At 65.9% G+C, this 23,382-nt stretch carries 23 protein-coding genes; 9 read left to right on the top strand and 14 right to left on the bottom strand.

Annotated elements, in window-relative coordinates; translation table 11 throughout:
* Positions 1–31: 31 nt before the first annotated feature.
* A complete protein-coding gene (locus FXN65_RS03695) occupies positions 32–793 on the bottom strand; it encodes a YdcF family protein (RefSeq protein ID WP_151131704.1) in 762 nt (253 codons plus the stop codon).
* A 24-nt stretch (positions 794–817) separates the two neighbouring features.
* Positions 818–1,255 (bottom strand): hypothetical protein, encoded by a 438-nt coding sequence (locus FXN65_RS03690; RefSeq protein WP_151131703.1) that lies wholly within the window; start codon positions 1,253–1,255, stop codon positions 818–820.
* A gap of 254 nt (positions 1,256–1,509) precedes the next feature.
* Here FXN65_RS03690 and leuS point away from each other — a divergent pair, with 254 nt between their 5' ends.
* The 6 genes from leuS to lipA all read left to right on the top strand — a co-directional run bounded on the left by leuS (position 1,510) and on the right by lipA (position 8,673).
* The gene (leuS, locus tag FXN65_RS03685) at positions 1,510–4,131 is read left to right on the top strand and encodes a leucine--tRNA ligase (RefSeq protein ID WP_151131702.1); all 2,622 of its coding nucleotides are present in this window, start codon (positions 1,510–1,512) and stop codon (positions 4,129–4,131) included.
* Between the two features lie 60 nt (positions 4,132–4,191).
* Positions 4,192–4,800, top strand: coding sequence for an LPS-assembly lipoprotein LptE (locus tag FXN65_RS03680; protein WP_151131701.1), 609 nt, complete (start codon positions 4,192–4,194; stop codon positions 4,798–4,800).
* Between the two features lie 39 nt (positions 4,801–4,839).
* Positions 4,840–5,877, top strand: coding sequence for a DNA polymerase III subunit delta (holA, locus tag FXN65_RS03675; protein ID WP_151131700.1), 1,038 nt, complete (start codon positions 4,840–4,842; stop codon positions 5,875–5,877).
* 72 nt (positions 5,878–5,949) lie between these two features.
* On the top strand, positions 5,950–6,108 hold the full coding sequence (gene arfA / locus FXN65_RS03670; RefSeq protein WP_151131699.1) for an alternative ribosome rescue factor ArfA: 159 nt from the start codon (positions 5,950–5,952) through the stop codon (positions 6,106–6,108).
* Positions 6,109–6,163: 55 nt separating this feature from the next.
* Positions 6,164–7,480, top strand: coding sequence for a lytic murein transglycosylase (locus tag FXN65_RS03665; RefSeq protein ID WP_151131698.1), 1,317 nt, complete (start codon positions 6,164–6,166; stop codon positions 7,478–7,480).
* 140 nt (positions 7,481–7,620) lie between these two features.
* Entirely contained in the window at positions 7,621–8,673 is a 1,053-nt protein-coding gene (lipA, locus tag FXN65_RS03660) for a lipoyl synthase (protein WP_151131697.1), read from the top strand.
* Between the two features lie 91 nt (positions 8,674–8,764).
* Here the strand turns inward: lipA and lipB are convergent, their stop codons facing one another.
* From lipB to FXN65_RS03605, 11 genes are all read right to left on the bottom strand, one after another.
* A complete protein-coding gene (lipB, locus tag FXN65_RS03655) occupies positions 8,765–9,325 on the bottom strand; it encodes a lipoyl(octanoyl) transferase LipB (RefSeq protein WP_394351296.1) in 561 nt (186 codons plus the stop codon).
* Positions 9,326–9,390: 65 nt separating this feature from the next.
* Positions 9,391–9,672, bottom strand: coding sequence for a DUF493 domain-containing protein (locus FXN65_RS03650; protein ID WP_151131695.1), 282 nt, complete (start codon positions 9,670–9,672; stop codon positions 9,391–9,393).
* 74 nt (positions 9,673–9,746) lie between these two features.
* On the bottom strand, positions 9,747–10,910 hold the full coding sequence (locus FXN65_RS03645) for a D-alanyl-D-alanine carboxypeptidase family protein (RefSeq protein ID WP_151131694.1): 1,164 nt from the start codon (positions 10,908–10,910) through the stop codon (positions 9,747–9,749).
* A gap of 56 nt (positions 10,911–10,966) precedes the next feature.
* Complete coding sequence (locus tag FXN65_RS03640; protein ID WP_151131693.1) at positions 10,967–11,971, bottom strand: septal ring lytic transglycosylase RlpA family protein; 1,005 nt, start codon at positions 11,969–11,971, stop codon at positions 10,967–10,969.
* Between the two features lie 3 nt (positions 11,972–11,974).
* Positions 11,975–12,964, bottom strand: coding sequence for a lytic murein transglycosylase B (gene mltB, locus FXN65_RS03635; RefSeq protein WP_151138643.1), 990 nt, complete (start codon positions 12,962–12,964; stop codon positions 11,975–11,977).
* Between the two features lie 35 nt (positions 12,965–12,999).
* Positions 13,000–14,145, bottom strand: a complete 1,146-nt coding sequence (gene rodA, locus FXN65_RS03630) for a rod shape-determining protein RodA (RefSeq protein WP_151131692.1) — start codon at positions 14,143–14,145, stop codon at positions 13,000–13,002.
* Positions 14,142–16,040, bottom strand: coding sequence for a penicillin-binding protein 2 (gene mrdA, locus FXN65_RS03625; protein WP_151131691.1), 1,899 nt, complete (start codon positions 16,038–16,040; stop codon positions 14,142–14,144). The genes rodA and mrdA overlap by 4 nt, the downstream gene beginning before the upstream one ends.
* Before the next feature lie 9 nt (positions 16,041–16,049).
* Positions 16,050–16,517, bottom strand: coding sequence for a 23S rRNA (pseudouridine(1915)-N(3))-methyltransferase RlmH (gene rlmH, locus FXN65_RS03620; protein ID WP_151131690.1), 468 nt, complete (start codon positions 16,515–16,517; stop codon positions 16,050–16,052).
* A gap of 12 nt (positions 16,518–16,529) precedes the next feature.
* Positions 16,530–16,883, bottom strand: a complete 354-nt coding sequence (gene rsfS / locus FXN65_RS03615; protein WP_151131689.1) for a ribosome silencing factor — start codon at positions 16,881–16,883, stop codon at positions 16,530–16,532.
* A 22-nt stretch (positions 16,884–16,905) separates the two neighbouring features.
* On the bottom strand, positions 16,906–17,550 hold the full coding sequence (nadD, locus tag FXN65_RS03610; protein ID WP_151131688.1) for a nicotinate-nucleotide adenylyltransferase: 645 nt from the start codon (positions 17,548–17,550) through the stop codon (positions 16,906–16,908).
* Positions 17,550–18,815, bottom strand: a complete 1,266-nt coding sequence (locus FXN65_RS03605; protein ID WP_151131687.1) for a glutamate-5-semialdehyde dehydrogenase — start codon at positions 18,813–18,815, stop codon at positions 17,550–17,552. The genes nadD and FXN65_RS03605 overlap by 1 nt, the downstream gene beginning before the upstream one ends.
* Positions 18,816–19,085: 270 nt before the next feature.
* On the opposite strand from FXN65_RS03605, the gene FXN65_RS03600 reads away from it, so the two are divergent.
* On the top strand, positions 19,086–20,315 hold the full coding sequence (locus FXN65_RS03600) for an alpha/beta fold hydrolase (RefSeq protein ID WP_151131686.1): 1,230 nt from the start codon (positions 19,086–19,088) through the stop codon (positions 20,313–20,315).
* Between the two features lie 73 nt (positions 20,316–20,388).
* Here the strand turns inward: FXN65_RS03600 and FXN65_RS03595 are convergent, their stop codons facing one another.
* Positions 20,389–21,234, bottom strand: a complete 846-nt coding sequence (locus FXN65_RS03595) for a class I SAM-dependent methyltransferase (RefSeq protein WP_151131685.1) — start codon at positions 21,232–21,234, stop codon at positions 20,389–20,391.
* 115 nt (positions 21,235–21,349) lie between these two features.
* Between FXN65_RS03595 and FXN65_RS03590 the strand changes: the two genes are divergently transcribed.
* Positions 21,350–22,060 carry a DNA-3-methyladenine glycosylase gene (locus FXN65_RS03590; protein WP_151131684.1) on the top strand — a complete coding sequence of 237 codons (711 nt, stop codon included), beginning with the start codon at positions 21,350–21,352 and terminating at the stop codon, positions 22,058–22,060.
* Complete coding sequence (locus FXN65_RS03585) at positions 22,057–23,373, top strand: bifunctional DedA family/phosphatase PAP2 family protein (protein WP_151131683.1); 1,317 nt, start codon at positions 22,057–22,059, stop codon at positions 23,371–23,373. The genes FXN65_RS03590 and FXN65_RS03585 overlap by 4 nt, the downstream gene beginning before the upstream one ends.
* Positions 23,374–23,382 lie beyond the last annotated feature (9 nt).

Below are 23,382 nucleotides of genomic sequence, written 5' to 3'. Positions count from 1 at the left end.
GGGCCGCATAGCGGCCCTTTTTCATGTCCGTTCAGTCATACGCCAGCGGATAGGCCAGCAGGCCGATCGCCTCATTGAGCAGCATCCCGCTCTGCCAGACCGCCTTGGCCTCCGGCAGCCAGCCGCCGGCCGGCCGGCCGTTGGGTACACCGAGATAGCCCATGGGCGCCGCCACCACCTCGAATCCGGCCTGTTCGAAACACCAACGGGCCCGGGGCATGTGGGACGCCTGGGTCACCAGCAGCACGCGACGGACGCCTGCCGGCTCCAGCAACTTCGCACTGAAAGTAGCGTTTTCCCAGGTGGTTCGGCTCTCCCCTTCCTGCCAGCGCACGTCCACCCCGAAATCGCGCTTGAGCGTATCGGCCATGATCTTCGCCTCGGCAGGAGGCTCACCAAAGTGCAGACCGCCACTGGTCAGCAGCGGCAAGCCGCTGGCACGTGCCAGGCGCGCCGCATAGCGCAGCCGTTCCAGGGCCATCGGGGAGGGCTGATCCGCCCCCCAGGCGGGGTCGTCACGGTCGCGGCCACCGCCCAGCACCACGATCACATCCACTCGCCCGGCCAGTTGCGTCCACTCGGCTTCGGCCAGCGGCGGCTCGCGCTCCAGCACCTTGGCGGACCACTCGACGACGATGGGCAGGCTCATCAACCACAGGCCACCGAGCCCGGCCCAGAAGCAGGCTGCGGACAGGCGTGGCATGCGCCGGCGCAACCACCACCCGAGCAGGAGCAACAGCAGCAGGCCGCCGGGCGGCAGCAGGAATTGTTTGATGATGTAGCGAATCGGCATGGGCACCTCCAGGGTGCCCGGAGCCTAGCGGGGATTCGACGTGCGGAAAAGCTGCGAACCACAGGACATGCATGCCTGCACACCCTGGCCGCGTTGCCAGGTGGCCGGCGTACCGCACATGGCGCAGCAAAGCTGTTGGCGGCGCTTGAACACGGGCTTGGGCTTGAGGGCGAGGGTCTTGGGCGGGCTGCTTTCGCCACGAAGCGAGCGCCGGGGCAGCGCCTCGATGGCGGCCAGCTCCTCGGCAGCAGCATGCCAACCCCGCAGCCAGCGCGTATCGCGGTCCAGATAGGCGCGAATCAGCTCCATCTCGGCAGGGGTCAATCCCTTGAGCTCCAATTCGAGCGGCTCCTCGTCGCGCAAGCGAACCGCCGTATCCGCTTCATCCAGCGCCAGGGCCAGCCGATGCAATAACCGCTCGTAAAGCCCGTTCCCTGATTCCGTCCGCCGCAACTCACCCATCCAGCACCTCGAACCACGTAAACGCTTGCGTTGCTTATGAAAAGCTTAGCGTTCGCTTCCCTGCTGCAAGGTGCCTGCGACAAACGGTGGCGGGATAGCCGACGGACGCCCACCCGCGCAATCAGGGTTTCCCTAGGCCGTTGGGGGTCATGTATGCTACGGCGCTTGAATTTCCGTTTCCTCCAGGATCCGGCAGCGCAGCCAAGGCCAGCGTCGCCAGCCCCAAGGAACTCCATCTTCCAGCGCCAGTAGCCATGCACGAACAGTATCAGCCCCGCGAAATCGAAGCCGCCGCGCAAGCCCACTGGGACGCGCATAAATCCTTTGAAGTGAGTGAGCAGCCCGGCAAGGACACCTTCTATTGCCTGTCGATGTTCCCCTACCCAAGCGGCAAGCTGCACATGGGGCACGTGCGCAACTACACCATTGGCGACGTGATTGCCCGCTACCAGCGCATGCTGGGCAAGAACGTGCTGCAGCCCATGGGCTGGGACGCCTTCGGCATGCCGGCGGAAAACGCCGCGATGAAGAACAATGTCGCGCCGGCCAAATGGACCTACGAGAACATCGACTACATGAAGACCCAGCTGAAGAGCCTGGGCCTGGCCATCGACTGGTCCCGTGAAGTCACCACCTGCAAGCCCGACTATTACCGCTGGGAGCAGTGGCTGTTCACCAAACTGTTCGAGAAGGGCGTGATCTACCGCAAGAACGGCACCGTCAACTGGGACCCAGCGGACCAGACCGTCCTCGCCAACGAGCAGGTCATCGACGGCCGCGGCTGGCGCTCCGGCGCGCTGGTGGAGAAGCGCGAGATCCCGATGTACTACTTCAAGATCACCGCTTACGCGGATGAACTCTTGAGCAGCCTCGACGACCTGGACGGCTGGCCCGAGCAGGTCAAGACCATGCAGCGCAACTGGATAGGCAAGTCCCGCGGCATGGAAGTCAGCTTCCCCTACGACCAGGCCAGCATCGGCCACGCCGGCGCGATGAAGGTCTTCACCACCCGTCCGGATACCCTGATGGGCGCCACTTACGTGGCCGTCGCCGCCGAGCACCCGCTGGCGGCCCTGGCTGTGCAGAAGCTCCCGGCTGACAAGGCCGCCGAGCTGCAAGCCTTCATCGATGAATGCAAGCGCGGTGGCGTTGCCGAAGCCGATATCGCCACCCAGGAGAAGAAGGGCCTGCCCACTCCACTGTTCGTCGAGCACCCGCTGACTGGCGACAAGCTCCCCGTCTGGGTCGCCAACTACGTGCTGATGAACTACGGCGAAGGGGCCGTGATGGCCGTGCCGGCCCACGACGAACGCGACTTCGCCTTCGCCCACAAGTACGACCTGCCGATGAAGGCAGTGGTCCGCACCTCCGCTGGCGACGAAACCCCTGCCCCTTGGCAGGACGCCTACGGTGAGCATGGCCAACTGATCAACTCCGGAGAATTCGACGGCCTGGACTACCAGGGTGCCTTCGACGCCATCGAAGTTGCACTGCAGAAGAAAGGCCTGGGCCAGGCCCGCACCCAGTTCCGTCTGCGCGACTGGGGCATCAGCCGCCAGCGCTACTGGGGCTGCCCGATCCCGATCATTCACTGCCCGAGCTGCGGCGACGTACCGGTGCCGGAAGATCAGCTGCCGGTGGTACTGCCCGAAGACGTGGTGCCCGATGGCGCCGGCAGCCCGCTGGCGAAGATGCCCGAGTTCTACTCCTGCACCTGCCCGAAATGCGGCACCGCGGCCAAGCGCGAAACCGACACCATGGACACCTTCGTGGAAAGCTCCTGGTACTTCGCCCGCTATGCCTCGCCGAACTACGACAAGGGCATGGTCGATCCGGCCGCAGCCAACCACTGGCTGCCGGTGGATCAGTACATCGGCGGTATCGAACACGCGATCCTGCACCTGCTCTACGCACGCTTCTTCCACAAACTGATGCGTGACGAAGGCCTGGTCAGCTCCGACGAGCCGTTCAAGAACCTGCTCACCCAGGGCATGGTGGTCGCCGAGACCTACTACCGCGTGGCAGCCAATGGCGGCAAGGACTGGTTCAATCCGGCTGACGTCGAAGTCGAGCGCGACGCCAAGGCCAAGGTCATCGGCGCCCGCCTGAAGACCGACGGCCTGCCGGTGGAAATCGGCGGCACCGAGAAGATGTCGAAGTCCAAGAATAACGGCGTCGACCCGCAGGCGATGATCGACCAGTACGGTGCGGACACCTGCCGCCTGTTCATGATGTTCGCCTCTCCGCCGGACATGAGCCTCGAGTGGTCCGACTCCGGCGTCGAGGGTGCCAGCCGCTTCCTCCGCCGCGTCTGGCGCCTCGCCCAGGCCCACGTCGCCGCCGGTCTGCCGGCGGCCCTGGACCGCAGCGCACTGAGCGACGAGCAGAAGTCCGTGCACCGCTCCATCCACCTGGCCATCAAGCAGGCCAGCCAGGATGTCGGCCAGTACCACAAGTTCAACACGGCCATCGCTGCCGTGATGACCCTGATGAACGTCCTGGAGAAGGCCCCCCAGGCCACCGCCGAGGACCGTGCCCTGCTGCAGGAAGGCCTGGAAGCCGTGGCCCTGCTGCTGGCTCCCATCACCCCGCACATCAGCCATGTGCTGTGGAATGAACTGGGCCATTCCGACGCCATCATCGACGCCGCCTGGCCGGCCGTGGACGAAGCCGCCCTGGTGCAGGACAGCCTGCAACTGGTGGTACAGGTCAACGGCAAGCTGCGCGGTCATATCGAAGTGCCGGCCGACGCCAGCCGCGAAGCAGTGGAAGCCACCGCGCGCGCCAACGAGAACGTGCTGCGCTTCACCGACGGCCTGACCATCCGCAAGGTCATCGTGGTGCCAGGCAAACTGGTCAATATCGTCGCCAACTGATCGAAGCCGGCGCCCTCCTCCTGGAGTGGCGCCGGACTGTTTGCAAGGGGAAAGCAACAAATGATGAAACGGAATCTGCTGGTCCTGGGCCTCACCGTACTGCTGAGCGCGTGCGGCTTTCACCTGCGCGGCACCGGCGAAGCCAAGTTCGCCCTGACTGAAATGGACGTGACTGCCCGCAACCTCTACGGCCAGACCGTCAAATCCGTCCGCCAGGCCCTGGTCGACAACGGCGTGAATGTCCACGCCGGCGCACCCTACACCCTGGTACTGGCCCGTGAGGACGAAACCCAGCGCACTGCCAGCTACACCACTGGCGCCCGCAGTGCCGAGTACGAGCTGACCCAGACCCTGCAGTACGAAATCCGCGGCAACAACGACCTGTTGCTGATGGACGACAAGCTGACCGTGCAGAAGTACTACGTGCATGACAGCAACAACCTGATCGGCTCGGATCAGGAAGCGGCCCAGCTGCGCCAGGAAATGCGCCAGGAAATGGTCCAGCAGATGATCATGCGCCTGCAGCTGATCACCCCGACCCAGCTCGACAAGCTGCAACAGGCCGCCGAAGCCAAGGCCAAGGCCGAAGCCGAAGCGCTGGAAGCCGCGCGCCAGGCCGAGAAGGCCCAGCAACCGCAGCAATCGCCGCTGCAACTGCCCATCCAGTAAGCACTCGGGGCCGCACAGCGGCCCCAGTTATTTGCGCCTATGAAACTCAACCCCGCACAACTGGGTAAACACCTGCAGGGGCCTCTGGCACCGGTCTACGTCGTCAGCGGCGACGAGCCGCTGCTCTGCCAGGAAGCCTGCGACGCCATTCGCGCCAGCGCCCGCGCCCGCGACTTCAGCGAGCGCCAGGTGTTCAACGCCGAAACCAACTTCGACTGGGGCCTGCTTCTGGAAGCTGGTGCCAGCCTGTCGCTGTTCGCCGAGAAGCGTCTGCTGGAAGTGCGCATGCCTTCGGGCAAGCCGGGGGACAAGGGCGCTGCCGCGCTGCTGGAATACCTGTCCCGACCGCCGGAAGACACCGTGCTGCTGTTGAGCCTGCCCAAGCTCGACGGCAGCACCCAGAAAACCAAGTGGGCCAAGGCGCTGATCGATGGGGCGGACGCGCAGTTCATCCAGATCTGGCCCATCGAGTCCCACAACCTGCCGCAATGGATCCGCCAGCGCCTGTCCCAGGCGGGCCTCGCTGCCAACCAGGAAGCGGTGGACCTGATCGCCGCACGGGTCGAAGGCAACCTGCTGGCCGCCGCCCAGGAAATCGAGAAACTCAAACTGCTGGCCGAAGGTGGCCAGGTGGATGCCGCGACCGTCCAGGCAGCGGTGGCCGACAGCGCTCGCTTCGACGTCTTCGGCCTGATCGACGCCGCCCTCAACGGTGAACCCGCCCACACCCTGCGCACGCTGGAAGGCCTGCGCGGTGAAGGGGTGGAGCCGCCGGTGATCCTCTGGGCGCTGGCACGGGAGCTGCGCCTGCTGGCCGGTCTGGCCCAGCAATACAGCCAGGGCGTGCCACTGGAAAAGGCCTTTGCCGCGGCCCGCCCGCCGGTCTGGGACAAGCGCCGTCCACTGGTCACCCGCGCCCTGCAACGCCACCCGGCATCGCGCTGGAACCAGTTGCTGCAGGATGCCCAGCGTATCGACGCGCAGATCAAGGGCCAGGCGCCGGGCGACCCCTGGAACGGCCTCGCACGCCTTGCCCTGCTGCTGGCCGGCCAGCGCCTGCCGCTATCCGCTGAATAACTGGACAAATTTTGAGCAGAAGCCGATGATGCGCTCGCCCGCGCTGATGCGGGCGCCAATCGAGGATCGGCCATGGCCAAGAAACGCAAGCAAGGTGCGCCCAACCGCGCCAAATCCCTGGTAGCCCAACCACTCTTCCGCTGCCGCCAGGAAAAGCCCCGGAAAGGCAAAGGAAGTTACCGCCGCGAAGCCTCCCACGATTGGGAGGCTTCGTCGCTTATGGCGGCCTGAAAAGGCTCGAACATGTTAAGGTCGCGACTCGATTCGTCTGCTTCGAGACTCGCGTATGTTCGATGCCCCCGTCCCCGGCCCGATGTTCCGCAGCCTGGCCGTGGCCTCCGCCCTCACCCTGCTCAGCTCCTGCGCCGACGCTCCGGCCCAGAAACCCGCTACCGCGCCCTTGCCCCAAGCCAGCCAACCGGCTACCAGGACCGCCCCAGCGCCCGCACAGGCCAATCAGCCCCCAGTGGTGATGCCGGCCATCAGTTTCAGCGCCTGGCGTGACGGATTCCGCCGCGAGGCCCTGTCCAATGGCATCGATGCCGCCACCTTCGATCGCGCCTTCGCCGGGGTAACACCCGACGCCAGCGTGATCACCGCAGATCGCAGCCAGCCCGAATTCACCCGACCGGTGTGGGAATACCTGGAAGGCGCCATCTCGCCCTACCGGGTTCGCAAGGGCCAGGCCCTGATCGCGGAAAACGCGACGACCCTTGGCGCCATCGAGCAGCGTTTCGGTGTGGACCGTGAGCCCCTGGTGGCCATCTGGGGCATGGAAAGCAGCTTCGGCCAGTTCATGGGCGACAAGTCGGTGATCCGCTCCCTGGCCACCCTCGCCTACGAAGGCCGCCGCCCCGAGTTCGCCCACGCACAACTGCTGGCCGCCCTGCAGATCCTCCAGCACGGCGACATCCAGCCCGGCAGCATGCTCGGCTCGTGGGCCGGTGCCATGGGCCAGACCCAGTTCATCCCCACCACTTACAACACCCACGCCGTGGACTTCGACGGCGACGGCCGCCGCGACATCTGGAACTCCTCGGCCGACGCACTGGCTTCCGCCGCCCACTATCTGCAGGCCTCCGGCTGGCGCAAGGGCCAACCTGCCGCGATCCAGGTCCAGCTACCCGATGGCTTCGACTATGCCCATGCCGACGGCGATATCCGTAAATCCGTGGCCCAGTGGCAGACCATGGGCGTACAAGCTGGCCCCCAGGCCACGAGCCTGGCCAACGAATCCGCGTCCCTGCTGCTGCCGGCCGGCCATCGCGGCCCGGCGTTCCTGGTGCTGGACAACTTCCGGGCCATCCTCAAGTACAACAACTCCTCGTCCTACGCCCTGGCGGTCAGCCTGCTGGGCGAACGCTTCGACGGCCGTGGCCAGCTCACCGGAAGCTGGCCCCGCGACGAGCGCCCGCTGAGCCGTACCGAGCGGGTAGAGCTGCAGGAGTCGCTGACCGCGGCCGGCTACAACCCGGGAGCGGCGGACGGCATCATCGGTGCCAACACCCGCAAGGCGATACGTGGTTATCAACAGCGCCTGGGCTGGCCAGCGGACGGCTACCCCAACCTGGAGCTGCTCAGGCAGTTGCGCGAAGGCCGCTGAAATCCCGCCTGCATGGCGGCCGTCCCGGGCTCCCGCCTCCGGACGGCCGCCGGTTCGTGCAAACGCCTTTGTGATAAACTGCGCCACCCCTTTTTGCCCCTGCGGCAGCCAACGGAGCCACCAGCGGAGCCAGATTTCCGATGTCCGATACAGACTCGTCCAAACACGTCGCCAGCGGCGAAAAGTTCCGCACCGCGCAGGGCATCACCGCGATCAAGGATGGCCAGAAGCGCCGCAATTCCGCCGAACCCCAGGTGTTCGAGCCCAAACCCAAGTGGCTGCGGGTAAAGGCACCGGGCGGCAGCCGCTTCGACGCGGTCAAGCGCAACGTCGGCGAACATCGGCTGAGCACCGTGTGCCAGGAATCCCACTGCCCGAACATGGGTGAGTGCTGGTCCAACGGCACCGCCACCATCATGCTGATGGGCTCGGTGTGCACCCGCGCCTGCCGCTTCTGCGCCGTGGACACCGGCAACCCCAATGGCTGGCTGGATCTGGAAGAGCCGCAGAACACCGCCAAGTCGGTCGAGCTGATGGCGCTGCGCTACATCGTGCTGACCTCGGTGGATCGCGACGATCTGGACGATGGCGGCGCCAGCCACTACGCCGCCTGCGTACGCGCCATCAAGGCGAACACCCCGCAGGTCGTCGTGGAAGCCCTGACCCCGGACTTCAATGGCGACCATGCAGCCATCGAACGGGTAGTGGACTCCGGCCTCGAGGTGTTCGCGCAGAACGTCGAAACGGTCAAGCGCCTGACCCATGTCGTGCGCGACCCACGCGCCGGCTATGAGAAGACCCTGCGCGTGCTGGAGCACGCCAAGCGCCACCGCCCGGATGTCCTGACCAAGACCAGCCTGATGCTGGGCCTGGGCGAGACTGACGAAGAAATCATCGAAACCATGGACGACCTGCGCGCCATTGGCGTCGACATCCTCACCCTCGGCCAGTACCTGCAGCCCACCCGTAACCACCTGCCCGTGAAGCGCTGGGTCAGCCCGGAGGAGTTCAACCGCTTCCGCGATATCGGCCTCGAAAAGGGCTTCATGGAAGTCGCAGCCGGCCCGCTGGTGCGCTCCAGCTACCGGGCCGACCGGGTGTTCGAGAAGAACAACCTGGGCCTGGCCGCGCCAGTTCCGGTACCGGGCCAGCCCCTCGATTCGAGCATCATTCCGACACTCAACCTGGGTTGATCGCAGCGGGCAATCAGACGCGAGCTGACTGAACGAAACGGCCCCCTCTCCCGATGGGAGAGGGGGCCGTCGTCTTTCCGGGCACGTCCTTCTACTGCGTGTAGCCCAGCCGCCGACGCAGAGCCTGCTCCAGGCGCTGTGCCACCTCGTCGAACTGTGGCGGCGTCTCGATCAGGTCCTTGAGCTGAACCATCTTCAGCCCGGCGTAGCCACAGGGATTGATCCGCCAGAAGGGCGACATGTCCATGTCCACATTGAGCGCCAGGCCGTGGAAGGAGCAGCCGCGGCTGACCCGCAGCCCCAGCGAGGCGATCTTGTCGCCTTCGACATAGACACCGGGAGCGTCTGCCTTGGGCGCGGCCTCGACACCATAGGTGGCCATCACATCGACCAGGCTTTGTTCCATGGCCGTGACCAGATCGCGCACACCCAGTCCGAGGCGGCGCAGATCCAGCATGAGATAGGCCACCAGCTGGCCGGGACCGTGGTAGGTCACCTGGCCACCGCGCTCCACCTGGATCACCGGGATGTCCCCCGGCGCCAGCAGATGCTCGGCCTTGCCGGCCTGACCCTGGGTGAACACCCGGGGATGCTGCAGCAACCAGATTTCGTCGGGCGTCCGTTCGTCGCGCTCGACCGTCAGGCGGCGCATCGCCTCGAGGGTCGGCAGGTAATCCACCAACCCCAGATGGCGCACGATGAGTTCGGCAGGTGGCACTAGAGCACCATGTGCACGCGGCCGGTGGCGCGCAGGTCCACATGGATGGCCTGCAACTGGTCGACGCCGGTAGCGGTAATCAGCACCTGCACCGAGAGGAAGCGGCCGTTGCGGCTGTCACGCACCACCAGGGTGGTGGCGTCGAGATCGGGAGCATGGCGCTGGATGATTTCGATCACCAGGTCGGAGAAGCCATCGAAGGAATCGCCGATCACCTTGATCGGGTAGCGCTCGCAGGGGAATTCGATTTTCGGGGGTTGTACGTCAGGAGTATCGGTCATGGCAGCGGCGGACTCGTGATCCGCGAGGCGGACACCCCGTGCCCAGGCAAGGCACGAGGCGTCGGCTCAGAAGGTCAGTTGAACAGGCCGTAGAAGAACAGGCGGATGCTATCCCACAGGCGGCGGAAGAAGCCACCTTCCTCAACGGTCTCCAGGGCAATCAGGTCGGCGCTGTGGACTACCTGGTCTTCCAGCTTGACTTCCACCTTGCCGATCACGTCGCCTTGCTTGATGGGGGCGACCAGCTGCGGATTCAAGGTCATGTTGGCCTGCAGCTTCTTGATCTGGCCCTTCGGCAGGGTCATGGTCAGGTCCTGGCCGAGGCCAGCCTTGATTTCACGGGCCGAGCCCTTCCACACCTGGGCTTTGGCCAGCTCCGCGCCCTTCTGGTAGAAGGTCTGGGTTTCGAAGAAGCGGAAGCCGTAGGTCAGCAGCTTCTGGGTTTCGGCGGCGCGGGCCTGTTCGCTGTTGGTGCCGAACACCACGGCGATCAGGCGCATGTTGTCACGCACGGCGGAAGCCACCAGGCAGTAGCCGGCCTCGTCGGTGTGGCCGGTCTTCAGGCCGTCGACGGTCTTGTCGCGCCACAGCAGCAGGTTGCGGTTGGGCTGCTTGATGTTGTTCCAGAAGAATTCCTTCTGGGAGTAGATGGCGTAGTGGGCCGGATCTTCGTAGATGATCGCGCGGGCCAGGGTCGCCATGTCATGGGCGGTGGAGTAGTGCTCCGGGTTGGGCAGGCCGGTGGCGTTCATGAAGTGGCTGCCGGTCATGCCCAGCTTCTCGGCGGTGGTGTTCATCATGTCGGCGAAGGCGTCTTCGCTGCCGGCGATGTGCTCGGCCACAGCCACGCTGGCGTCGTTGCCAGACTGGATGATGATGCCGTGCAGCAGGTCGCTGAGGGTCACCTGGGTGTTGACCTGGACGAACATGCGCGAACCGCCGGTGCGCCAGGCGTGCTCACTGATGGTCACAGGATCGGTCTCGCCGATCTGGCCCTTGCGGATTTCCAGGGTGGCGATGTAGGCGGTCATCAGCTTGGTCAGGCTCGCCGGGGGCAGGCGTTGGTCGCCGTTGTTTTCCACCAGCACCTGGCCGCTCTGGGCGTCCATCAGCACATAGGACTTGGCGGCCAGTTGCGGCGGCGACGGGATGATCTGCTGGGCCGCCATGGAGACCGGCGCGACGATGAGCAGGGCTGCGGGCAGTAGTAGGCGTTTGGCGAAGCTGAAGATGTTCATCCGTCTCTCTATGTAACTAATGGTCTAACAGGCCCTTGCGGGCAAAAACGAAGCCGTCAGTCCGGCTTCACGAGGGTGGGTTGGCCGAGATTGGCCAAACGAACCGAGTTCTGCACCTGCTGGGCTTCACCCTGAGTTCCGATCGGCCCGAGGCGTACCCGGTGCAGTATCTGCTGGTTGCGCACGACCGAGCTGATGAAGACCGGGGCAGTCACCGTCCCGCTCAGCTTGGCCTTGAGGAGTTCCGCAGCGTCCGGATTGGCGAAGGCGCCCACCTGGAGATACAGGCCAGACGCTGCGAGTGAATCGTTTTTTTTTGCGTCGATCTGCACGGGCAGCACGGCGGCGGCATGTTGCTGCGGCGGCGGGGTGTACTGCTCGATCGGCGCGCTGGCCACCTGGGCGACCGGCTGGGACTTGGGTTGCGGCTGGGCGGCCATCTTCGGCTGCGCCAGGACCATGGGCACCGGACGGCCCTGGGCCGCCCACCACTCATGGGGATCGATGCCCTCGACCTTGACCCGGGCAGTGCCGGACTCGGCATAGCCGAGCTTTTTCGCCGCAGCGAAGGAGAGGTCGATGATGCGGTCGGAATAGAACGGGCCACGGTCGTTGACCCGCAGGATCACGCTACGGCCGTTGTCCAGGTTGGTCACCCGGACGTAGCTCGGCAGCGGCAGGGTCTTGTGCGCGGCGGTCATGCCGTAGAGGTCATAGGCCTCGCCGTTGGCGGTGGCCTGGCCATGGAACTTGGTGCCATACCAGGACGCGGTGCCCACCGCCTGGTAACGGCGCGCATCGTTCATCGGGTAGTAGGTCTTGCCCAGCACGGTGTAGGGATTGGCCTTCACCGAGCCGTAGTGCGGCATGGGTACGGCATCGGGAATGCGCGAGACATCGACATCCCACCAGGGCGCGCCGTCCCTGTGCGGACGCGCGTAGTCGCCGGGGCCGGAGATCTGCCCGCCGGGCTGGATCGGTTCCGGCGCCCGGCTGCTCGAGCAGCTGGCCAGCAACAATGCTACGGCGCCGTATACGGCGACTCTTATCGGTTGTGGCATCGGTTAACGCCCGCCCCTTGCGTTGACCAGCAGTTCGGAAAGCTGATGCACGGCCATGGCGTACATCGCGCTGCGATTGTAGCGGGTAATGACGTAGAAGTTCGGCAGTCCCATCCAGTACTCCGCCCCCTCATCACCCTCCAGCCTGAAGGCCGTAACCGGCACATCATCGCGCAGTGCGTCACCGCTTGCCCAGCCCAGCGCCCTAAGATCGCCGACGTTCTTCACCGGGTCCAGTCCCTGGGTCAACCCTTCGTCGATTCGTTCACCGCGAACCTGGGCGCGGCTGACCACCGGGGCACCATGCACCCAGCCGTGGCGCTTGAAGTAGCTGGCGACGCTGCCGATGGCGTCCACCGGGTTGTTCCATATATCGATATGGCCGTCACCGTCGAAATCCACCGCGTAGGCACGGAAGCTGCTCGGCATGAACTGCGGCAGGCCCATGGCGCCGGCATAGGAGCCCTTGAGCATCAGCGGATCGACCTGCTCCTCGCGGGCCAGCAGGAGGAATTCCTTGAGCTGCTTGCGGAAGAAGTCGGCACGCGGCGGGTAGTCGAAGCCCAGGGTGGACAGGGCATCTATCACGCGGAAGTTGCCGGTGTTACCACCGTAGAAGGTCTCCACCCCGATGATCGCGACGATCACCTGGGCCGGTACGCCGTATTCCTTCTCGGCACGGGCCAGCGCGTCGGCGTGCTGGTTCCAGAAGGTCACGCCTTTCTGGATGCGTGCCGGCGTGATGAAGATCGGCCGGTATTCCTTCCAGGGCTTGACCCGTTCGGCGGGACGGGAGATCGCGTCGAGAATGGACTGCTTGCGCTCCACCTCACGGAACAGATCCACCAACTGTTCGCCGGCGAAGCCGTAGTCGCGAGTCATCTCGGCGACGAACTCGGCCACCTGCGGCGATCCCTCGTAATCCCCCGACAGCGCCGGTGCGGCTGCTCCCAGCAGTCCGACCAGGGCAGCCCCAGAGGCACCCAACCGCATCCAAGTGCGCAGTGCTTTCAAATCTCTCACTCGTTTCAAACCTGGGCGATCCACTTGCGATGGGTATGGATCGCCATCAACACCCCAAACCCAGACAGCAGCGTCACCAGATGGGTTCCGCCGTAGCTAATGAAGGGCAGGGGTACCCCCACGACCGGCAAGAGTCCACTGACCATGCCGATATTGACGAACACGTACACGAAGAAGGTCATGGTCAGACTGCCCGCCAGCAGCTTGCCGAACAGGGTCTGGGCCTGGGCGGTGATCACCAGGCCGCGGCCGATCAGGAGCAGGTAGACCAACAGCAGCAGGCAGGCGCCCACCAGGCCGAACTCTTCGCCGAGGACCGCAATGATAAAGTCCGTGTGGCTTTCGGGCAAAAAATCCAGGTGCGACTGGGTGCCCAGCAGCCAGCCCTTGCCGAACACCCCGCCCGAACCGATGGCCGCCTTGGACTGGATGATGTTCCAGCCGGTGCCCAGCGGGTCGCTTTCCGGGTCGAGGAAGGTCAGTACCCGCTGTTTCTGGTAGTCGTGCAGGACGAAGTACCACATGGCCACGGCAACCGGCATCACGGCCGCCACCGCACCCAGAATCCATCGCCACTGCAGGCCGGCCATGAACAGCACGAAGGCACCGGAGGCCAGGATCAGCATCGCGGTGCCGAGGTCGGGCTGCTTCAGGATCAGCACGAAGGGCACGACGATCAGCACCAGGCTGACGGCGATGTGCTTGAGCTTGGGCGGCAGGTTGTGCCGCGACAGGTACCAGGCGATGGTCGCCGGCATGATGATTTTCATGAACTCCGAGGGCTGGAAACGGATCACCCCGGGGATGTTGATCCAGCGAGTCGCGCCCATGGCCGTGTGCCCCATGATCTCCACGACCATGAGCAACGCCACCCCGACCACGTAGGCGAGCGGCACCCAGCGCGCCATGAAGCGCGGCTCGAACTGCGCGATGACGATCATCGCGCCGATGCCGAGGCCGAAGGAGCTGGCCTGCTTCATCAGCAGGTCCCAGTGCTTGCCGCTCGCCGAATAGAGGACGAACAGGCTGCCGGCGGCCAGCATCAGGATGATCAGCAGCAGCCAGCCGTCGATGTGCAGGCGCTGCAGCAGCGTGGCGCGGCGCTTGAGCACGTCCTCCTGGGAGATGGTGCGGTCGAAGTTGCTGTTCATCGATTGGCGCTCTGCTGTTCCGCCAGCGGCTGCGGCGGTCGGAACTCGGGTTTCAGCTGGCCGTCTTCACCGAGCAGCCAGGCATCCATGACCTGCTTGACCACCGGCGCGGCGACACCCGATCCGGATTCCCCGTTCTCCACCATCACCGCCACGGCGATCTTCGGGTCCTCCGCCGGAGCGAAGGCCACGAACAGGGCATGGTCGCGGTGGCGCTCCTGCAACTTGGAGCGGTCGTATTTCTCGCCCTGCTTGATGGCCACCACCTGGGCGGTACCGGACTTGCCGGCGATACGGTAGACGGAGGTAGCACCGACCTTGTGCGCCGTACCCCGGGCACCATGGACCACCTGTTCCATGCCGTTGCGGCCGGCATCCCAGTACTTCGGGTCACGCAGGACGATGTCCGGCATCGGATTCGGGTCCAAAGGCGGCTGGCCTTCGATGGTCTTGGCCAGGTGCGGGCGAATCCACTTGCCGCGGTTGGCCATCAACGCAACCGCCTGGGCGAGCTGCAGCGGGGTGGCCTGCATGTAGCCCTGACCAATACCCAGGATCAGCGTTTCCCCCGGGAACCAGGCCTGACGGTAGCGCGCGCGCTTCCACTCGCGGGACGGCATCAGGCCAGAGGACTCCTCGAACATATCCAGGGCCACGCGCTGACCGAAACCGAAGCGGCTCATGTAGTCATGCAGGCGATCGATACCCATCTTGTGGGCAAGATCGTAGAAGTAGGTGTCATTTGACCGCATGATCGCGGTTTCCATGTTCACCCAGCCGTCACCGGAACGGTTCCAGTTGCGGTATTTGTGATCGTAGTTGGGCAACTGGTAGAAGCCGGGATCGAAGACCCGCGAGGCCGGGGTCACCACGCCGGAATCCAGGCCGGAAACGGCCACCATCGGCTTGATGGTCGAACCCGGCGGATACAGGCCGCGCAACACGCGGTTGTAGAGCGGCCGGTCGATGGAATCACGCAGCTCGGCATAGGCCTTGAAGCTGATGCCGGTGACGAAGGGGTTGGGGTCGAAGCTCGGCTGGCTGACCATGGCCAGCACGTCACCGCTGGACGGTTCGATAGCGACGATGGCGCCACGACGACCGGCCAGGGCCTGCTCCGCGGCCTCCTGCAAGCGCACATCGAGTGTCAGCACCAGGTCCTTGCCGGGCTTCGGGTCGGTGCGCTTGAGCACACGCAATACGCGGCCGCGAGCGTTGGTCTCGACTTCCTCGTAACCCACCTCGCCGTGCAATTGGTCTTCGTAGAAGCGCTCGATGCCGGTCTTGCCGATGTGGTGGGTGCCGCTGTAGTTCACCGGATCGAGCTGCTTGAGCTCCTTCTCGTTGATCCGGCCGACATAGCCCACCGAATGGGCGAAATGTGCGCCCTGCGGATAGTGACGCACCAGCTGCGCCACCACCTCGACCCCGGGCAGGCGGAACTGGTTCACCGCGATGCGGGCGATCTGCTCCTCGGTCAGTTCGAAGAGGATGGGCACCGGCTCGAACGGGCGCCGCCCCTGCTTCATGCGTTTCTCGAACAACGCACGGTCATCGGGGGTCAGCTGCAATACCTCGACTATCACGTCGAGGGTCTGCTCCCAGTCGCCGGCACGCTCGCGGGTCACGCTCAGGCTGAAGCTGGGCCGGTTGTCGGCGATGATCACGCCATTGCGGTCGAAGATCAGCCCGCGGGTGGGCGGAATCGGCTGCACGTGGACGCGATTATTCTCGGACAGGGTCGAGTGGTAGTCGTACTGGATCACCTGCAGGTAATAGAGGCGGGCGATCAGCACGCAAGTCAGCAGCAACACCGCCGCCGCGCCCACGATCACGCGCTGGCGAACCAGACGGGCGTCCTTCTCGTGATCTTTGAGGCGAATCGGTTGCGGCATGGACGGGGCTTACTTGTGGTAGGGATGGCCGGACAGTACCGTCCAGGCGCGGTAGATCTGCTCGCCGATGAGGATGCGGACCAACGGGTGCGGCAGCGTCAGAGGCGACAGCGACCAGCGTTGCTCGCTACGGGCGCAGACCTCCGGCGCCAGCCCTTCCGGGCCACCGACCATGAGGTTGACGGTGCGCGAATCCAGGCGCCAGCGATCCAGCTCAGCCGCCAGCTGCTCGGTGTTCCAGGGCCGACCTTGGACTTCCAGGGTGACGATGCGTTCCCCCGGCTGCACCTTGGCCAGCATGGCCTCACCCTCCTGACGGATCATCCGTGTCACGTCGGCGTTCTTGCCGCGCGTGGTCAGGGGAATCTCCACCAGCTCCAGGTTGAGTTCGGAGGGCAGGCGCTTGACGTACTCGTGCCAGCCCTCTTCCACCCAACGCGGCATCCGCGTGCCAACGGCAATCAGACGTAGACGCAAGGTACGCCCCGCTTACTCGTGGCTGTGGTGGGCGCGGCTCTGCTCGGCGCCTTGCCACAGGCGCTCCAGGTCATAGAACTGGCGGGTGGCGACCTGCATCACATGCACCACCACGTCGCCCAGGTCCAGCAGGGCCCACTCGCCGCCGTCCAGGCCTTCGCTGCCCAGGGCGCGGACGCCTTGTTCCTTGGTCTTTTCCAGGACGTTCTCGGCCAGGGACTTGACGTGACGGCCGGAGGTGCCGCTGGCGATCACCATGAAATCGGTGATGCTGGTCTTGCCACGTACGTCGATGGTGGTGATTTCCTGACCTTTCAGGTCTTCCAGGGCCGCGATGGCGACCTTGACGAGTTCTTCGTTTTGCATCGGGTTCAACTACCTCAGTGAATCAGTTCGGCGCACGGTACAAATCGTGCGCATGGATATAGGCCAATACGGCGTCGGGCACGAGAAAGCGCACCGAGCGCCCCTCCCCCAGCAATTGGCGAATCTGGGTGGCGGAAATCGCCAGGGGCGTCTGCCAGACGAAAGCAATCTGCCCGGACGGCCCCTGCAGGGATTGCGGATCGACCGCGCTGCGCGCCGCCAACAGGTCGCGCAGGTCTTCCGGCGCCTCGCTGTCGGCATCCGGACGCTGCAGGACCAGGATGTGGCAATGGTCCAGCAGCTCGCTCCAGCGGTGCCAGCTCGGCAGGCCGCAGAAGGCGTCCCAGCCGACCAGCAGGAACAACTGGTCATCGGCATCCAGCTCGGTCCGCAGGGACTCCAGCGTTTCGATGGTCCAGGACGGCCGCTCGCGCTTGAGCTCGCGATCGTCCACCACCAGCGGCGCAACCCCGGCCACCGCCAGCTGCACCATTTCCAGACGCTGGGCCGCCGAAACCTGCGGGGTATCGCGGTGCGGCGGGCGCGCGCTGGGAATCAGGCGCAGCTCATCGAAGCCGAACTGCTCGGCCACCTCGAGGGCACCCCGCAAGTGGCCGATATGCACGGGATCGAAGGTGCCGCCGAAGAGGCCGATGCGCTTGCCCATCAGGTACGTACGTGACCGTCGCCGAAGACCACGTACTTCTCGCTGGTCAGGCCTTCCAGACCGACCGGGCCGCGGGCGTGCAGTTTGTCGGTGGAAATGCCGATCTCCGCGCCCAGGCCGTATTCGAAGCCATCGGCGAAGCGCGTCGAGGCGTTCACCATCACCGAGGCGGAATCCACTTCGGTGAGGAAACGCCGTGCATCACTGAAGTTCTCGGTGATGATCGCGTCGGTGTGCTGCGAGCCGTAGGTGTTGATGTGCTCGATGGCCTGCTCCAGACCGTCGACGATGCGGATCGAGAGGATCGGCGCGTTGTACTCGGTGCGCCAGTCTTCTTCGGTCGCTTCCAGCACATCGGCACCCAGCAGGGTTCGGGTGGCGGCGTCGCCGCGCAATTCCACGCCCTTGTCGCGGTAGATGGCGGCCAGCGGCGGCAGTACGCGCGCGGCGATGCCTTCGTGCACCAGCAGGGTTTCCATGGTGTTGCACGGCGCGTAACGCTGGGTCTTGGCGTTGTCGGCCACGCGGATCGCCTTGTCCAGGTCGGCGGCGACGTCGATGTAGACGTGGCAGATGCCGTCCAGGTGCTTGATCACCGGCACCTTGGCCTCGCGGCTGATGCGTTCGATCAGGCCCTTGCCACCGCGCGGGACGATCACGTCCACATATTCCGGCATGCTGATCAGCGCCCCCACGGCGGCGCGGTCGGTGGTTTCCACCACTTGCACCAGCTCACTCGGCAGGCCGGCGTCGGCCAGGCCCTTCTGGATGCAGGCGGCGATGGCCTGGTTGGAATGGATGGCCTCGGAACCGCCGCGAAGGATGGTGGCGTTGCCGGACTTCAGGCAGAGGCTGGCCGCATCGATGGTCACGTTCGGCCGCGATTCATAGATGATGCCGATCACGCCCAGCGGCACGCGCATCTTGCCCACCTGGATGCCGGACGGCAGGTAGCGCATGTCTCGGATTTCACCGATGGGGTCCGGCAGGGTGGCGACCTGACGCAGGCCCTCGATCATGTCGTCGATGCGCGCCGGGGTCAGCGCCAGGCGGTCGAGCATGGCTGGCTCGAGGCCATTGGCACGGCCGTTGGCCAGGTCCTGCTCGTTGGCGGCGGTCAGCTCGGCACGGGCTGCGTCCAGGGCATCAGCGGCAGCCAGCAGCGCGCGGTTCTTCTGCGCGGTGCTGGCACGGGCGGCCACGCGCGAGGCGGCACGAGCGGCGCGGCCAAGGCGGGTCATGTAATCGAGAACGGACTCGGTCATGGTCTCGTGTTCTGGCGAAGGGAAAGCGGCTGATTATAGCGACCGCGCTCGTCCACGCCCAGCGGCGCCGGGCGGATGGTAGACAGCCCATTCCACTGGCGCCGCCGGTAACGGCACAGGCCTGGTCCCAGGCGGGCCGCAGCCGGGACGGTGACACCCATCCCTGGCGCCCGCCCGAAGGTTGGGTAAACAAAAGTGGCCACGCTGTTTACCTTCCAATGGCAGTCGTCGCAGAAGAACAAGAAGCGCCCAGGCGCCGGAGAACCCGCCATGCGTTACCAGACCGACTTCGCCCCACAGCACCTGAATGATGCGCCCCGCGTCGTCCAGCTCGGCTCCTGGACCCTGCATTACCAGGCCTTCTCCCGACAGGCCGAGGACAATCGCGAACCGGTCCTGATGCTCGGTGGCGCCTTCCAGAGCTTTCGCTCCTTCGGCGTCGAGGTGCAGGAACTGCTGCCGCATCACCCGGTGATCCTCCTCGACCTGCCCAGCCAGGGCGGCAACCTGCAGCTGGCGCCTGAGCTGTCGCTGGAACAGCTGGCCGACCTGATCGCCGCGTTCGCCGAAGAACTCCGCCTGCCCCCCTTGATGCCCATCGGCCTGTCCTACGGCTCGGCGCTGGCGGCTCTGTTCGCCGCACGCCACCCGCAGCGCTGTGCACGTCTGCTGCTGGCGGGGATCACTGCATTCGGACGGCCCGGCGCCCGGCGCATGCTGGAGGAAGGCCTGGACCTGCTGGCCGAGGGCCAGGTGCTGCGCTTCGCCCAGGGCGCCCTGACCGGCCTGATCAACCCCCTGCGCCTGGATGAGACCGGCATCTCGCCGGTCTTCCGCAAGGCACTTCTGCGGCAGATGCAGCGACTTTCCCCGCAGGAAGTCGAGCGATACCTGCAAAATAGCCGCCGCTTGCTCGATTTCCCCGGATTCACCCGTCATCCGACCTGCCCGACCCTGGTGCTGGCCGGCGAATACGACCACTTTACCCAGCCCTGGGAGCACGCGGGCTTCGCCGCCGCCTGTACCGATGCCGATTGCGCGCTTATCCACAACGGCGATCACCTGGCCCAGTTCGAGCAGCGCGAAGCCTGCGCCAGCTTCTATCGTCCGTTCCTCCAGGGCACCGCCCTGCCCCTGGCCAGCCCAGGCGCCACGCGCCTGGCACGCAATCGCCTGGACCGCCTGGAGCGGCGCCAGGAGCCACGCGTGGCGCCGCTGAACCGGCGAGGCCGGCTGCTGCATGCCGAAGCGGGCGAATGGTCGGTGGATGTCAGCGAACTGGGATTCTTCGGTGGCCTGGTGCAGGGCGCCCTCCCGGCCGACCTGCCATCCCGAGGCTGGCGCCTGCAGGCAGGCGACTTGCCAGCACTGGATGTACTCGCGCTGCGCCACCACGGCGACAGCCTGGCGCTGGTATTCCCCCATACCGACGCGGCGGCCAGTGAGGCGCTGGCGGCGCAGGTGGTGCGGGCCGAGCCGCATGCCGTGGCCTATGCCTGACGCCAATCTTCAGCCCCCGTGTGGGAGCGAAATCATTCGCGAATGAATTCGCTCCCACACGGGCGACTCAAACTCATACTCGCCCCTCCACCACCCGCACCAACGCTGGCCAGGCATCCACCGGCGCCGTCTCCAGCTCTTTCGGGTCATGCACCCGGACTTCGCCGAAGCCGCACTCTTCGAAGCCCGCGACTATGGCGTCGTCGCCCCGGTAGTGCAGGTAATAGCGGCCACGGGTCAGCCGGCCCACCAGGTCGATGCCCCAGCGCAATTGCCGGTAGCGCGGGTGCTCGCGCAGGTCGGGATAGAGGTCGGTGAGGTAGGTGGCGGACGGGAACTGGCGCATCTGCGCCGCAAGTCGGGCCCAGAAGCCTTCTATTACCGGCAGCTCGAAGTAATTCACCAGTCCTTCGGTGATCACCAGCAGCGGCTCTTCCCGATCCAATCCGGAGAACAGCGCCTGCAGGTCGTTGGCGCATTGCTCGGCGAGGATATCCACAGGGCGCACCTGATGCCGCGCATTCAGCCAGCCCTCTTCATGCAGCAGCAGGCGCTTGCGCGCGGCCATGGGCGGCAGGTCGGCCTCCAGGTAGCGCAGTCGCGGGTAACGGGAGCAGAAACGTCGTCCCCGGGGCGACAGGCCGCAAGCGATCTCCACCACCTGGCGCACCCCGCGCTGCTCGATGGCCTCGCGCAACAGAGCGTCGATCAGCAGGTGGCGCTGCAGCAGGAAGCGCTCCACGTCCAGGCCGAAGGCCACGCGCGCGCCCCAACTCACCGGCGCCAGCACGCCGTGGGCGAAGCGTCCGAAGGGGGTCACGAAGGGTTCCTCGGCGAGTTGGTGGCGATACCAGACATAACCGGTGTAATGCGCACTGGGGGTGATGTGGGCACTGTCGACGCGGGCGGCTCGGGACATGGCAACGGGCTCTTGTTATTTTGCGTGACGATTCCGACGCCGGCATTCAGCTTCGGCTCAGCATGCTTCCGTATAATCGCGAGCCTATTCCGACCCGTAACCCTGCGACAGCCCCATGTCCTGCGATCCCATCCTTAGTTTGCCCTGGCCTGGCGCCCGACCGCTGACCGATGCCTTCTTCGACCGCGATGCCCAGCAGGTGGCCCGCGAACTGCTGGGCAAGGTCATCCGCCACCGGGTCGACGGCCGCTGGCTGTCCGCGCGCATCATCGAGACCGAGGCCTATTACCTGGTGGACAAGGGCAGCCATGCTTCCCTCGGTTACACCCACAAGCGCCGCGCACTCTTTCTCGATGGCGGGCACATCTACATGTACTACGCCCGCGGCGGCGACTCGCTCAACTTCAGCGCCCACGGCGCCGGCAATGCGGTACTGATCAAATCCGGCCACCCCTGGGTGGACGACATCTCCCCTGCCGACGCGCTGGCCGCCATGCAAGGCAACAACCCCGACGCCCAGGGCGGGCCGCGCCCGGCCGAACGCCTCTGCGCCGGCCAGACCCTGCTGTGCCGCTCCCTCGGCCTCAAGGTGCCCGACTGGGACGGCCAGCGCTTCGACTGGCAGCGCCTGTTCGTCGAAGACGTCGGCGAGCGCCCCGCCACCATCATCCAGACCGCGCGCCTGGGCATTCCCCACGGCCGCGACGAACACCTGCCCTACCGCTTCGTCGACGCCGCCTACGCCCGCCACTGCACGCGCAATCCGCTGCGCCGCGGGCAGGTCGAAGGACGCGACTTCACGCTGATCGAGGACATTCACCCATGAGTCAATGGTTCGACCAGGTCACCGCCTGGCTCGGCGCCAATCCGGAATGGCTGGGCCTGGCCATCTTCCTGATCGCCTGCATCGAATGCCTGGCCATCGCCGGCATCGTGGTGCCGGGCGTCGCCCTGCTGTTCGCCGTCGGCGTGATGGCCGGCAGCGGCGCCCTGGAACTTTGGGAAACCCTGCTGCTGGCCTATACCGGCGGGCTGCTGGGCGACATGATTTCCTACGGCCTGGGCCGCCGCTTCCACCAGAACATCCGCAACCTGCCGCTGCTGCGGGACCACCCCGAATGGATCAGCGGCGCCGAGAACTACTTCCAGCGCTACGGCGTAGCCAGCCTGCTGGTGGGCCGTTACATCGGCCCGCTGCGGCCCATGCTGCCGATGGTCGCCGGCATGCTGGACATGCCCTTCCCGCGTTTCGTCGCCGTGAGCATGCTGGCCGCCGCTGGCTGGGCAGTGGCTTACCTGGTACCCGGCTGGGCCACCGGTGCTGCATTGCGCCTGCCACTGCCGGAAGGTTTCTGGGGCGAAGCCGGGGTGGTGATAGTGGCGGTGGTGGCCATGCTCGGCCTGATCGTCCACAGCACGCTGCATGAAAAGCGCTTGGCCAACCCATTGGCGGCGGGCCTGTGCCTGGCGGCGCTGGGCACCCTGCTGATCGGCTGGCCGCACCTGCAGGCGCTGGACCAGGGGCTGATGGCGCTGGTCCAGGAGCAGCGCCACGCCAGCCTCGACCGACTGATGGTGCTGGTCACCCGCCTGGGCGACTTCACGACCCAACTCCTCGCCGGAGCCCTGCTCGGCGGCCTGCTGTTGCTGCTGCGCCAATGGCGCCCCGCCTGCTTCGCCATCGGCACCCTGGTGGCGACCGCGCTGTCCAATACCGGACTCAAGCAGTTCTTCGCACGGGCGCGGCCGGAAGTGCTCACCGAGCCCCTGACCACCTTCAGCTTCCCCAGCGGGCACAGCTCGGCGGCTTTCGCGTTCTTCCTGGTACTGGGGATTCTTGCCGGCCGCGGCCAGCCGGGACGCCTGCGCCTGACCTGGCTGCTGCTGGCCTGCCTGCCGGCCCTGGTCATCGCCCTGTCGCGGGTCTACCTCGGCGTGCACTGGCCCACCGACATCCTCGCCGGCGCCCTGCTGGCAGGTGGCATCGCGGCGGCGGGCCTGGCGCTGATGCAGCGTGCCGCGCCGCTCACGGCGATGGCGCCGCGCATCTGGCTGTTGGTGCTGCCGGCCTGCCTGGCCCTGCTGGGTGGCGCCTCCGTCTGGGCGCTGCCCGAGGCCCTGGCGCGCTACAGCTACTGACCTGCTGAA

The organism is Pseudomonas lalkuanensis, from assembly GCF_008807375.1.
Taxonomy (GTDB): Bacteria; Pseudomonadota; Gammaproteobacteria; order Pseudomonadales; family Pseudomonadaceae; genus Metapseudomonas; species Metapseudomonas lalkuanensis.
The sequence above is the reverse complement of the archived record's forward strand: the minus strand, read 5'-3'. Positions and strand labels throughout refer to the sequence as shown.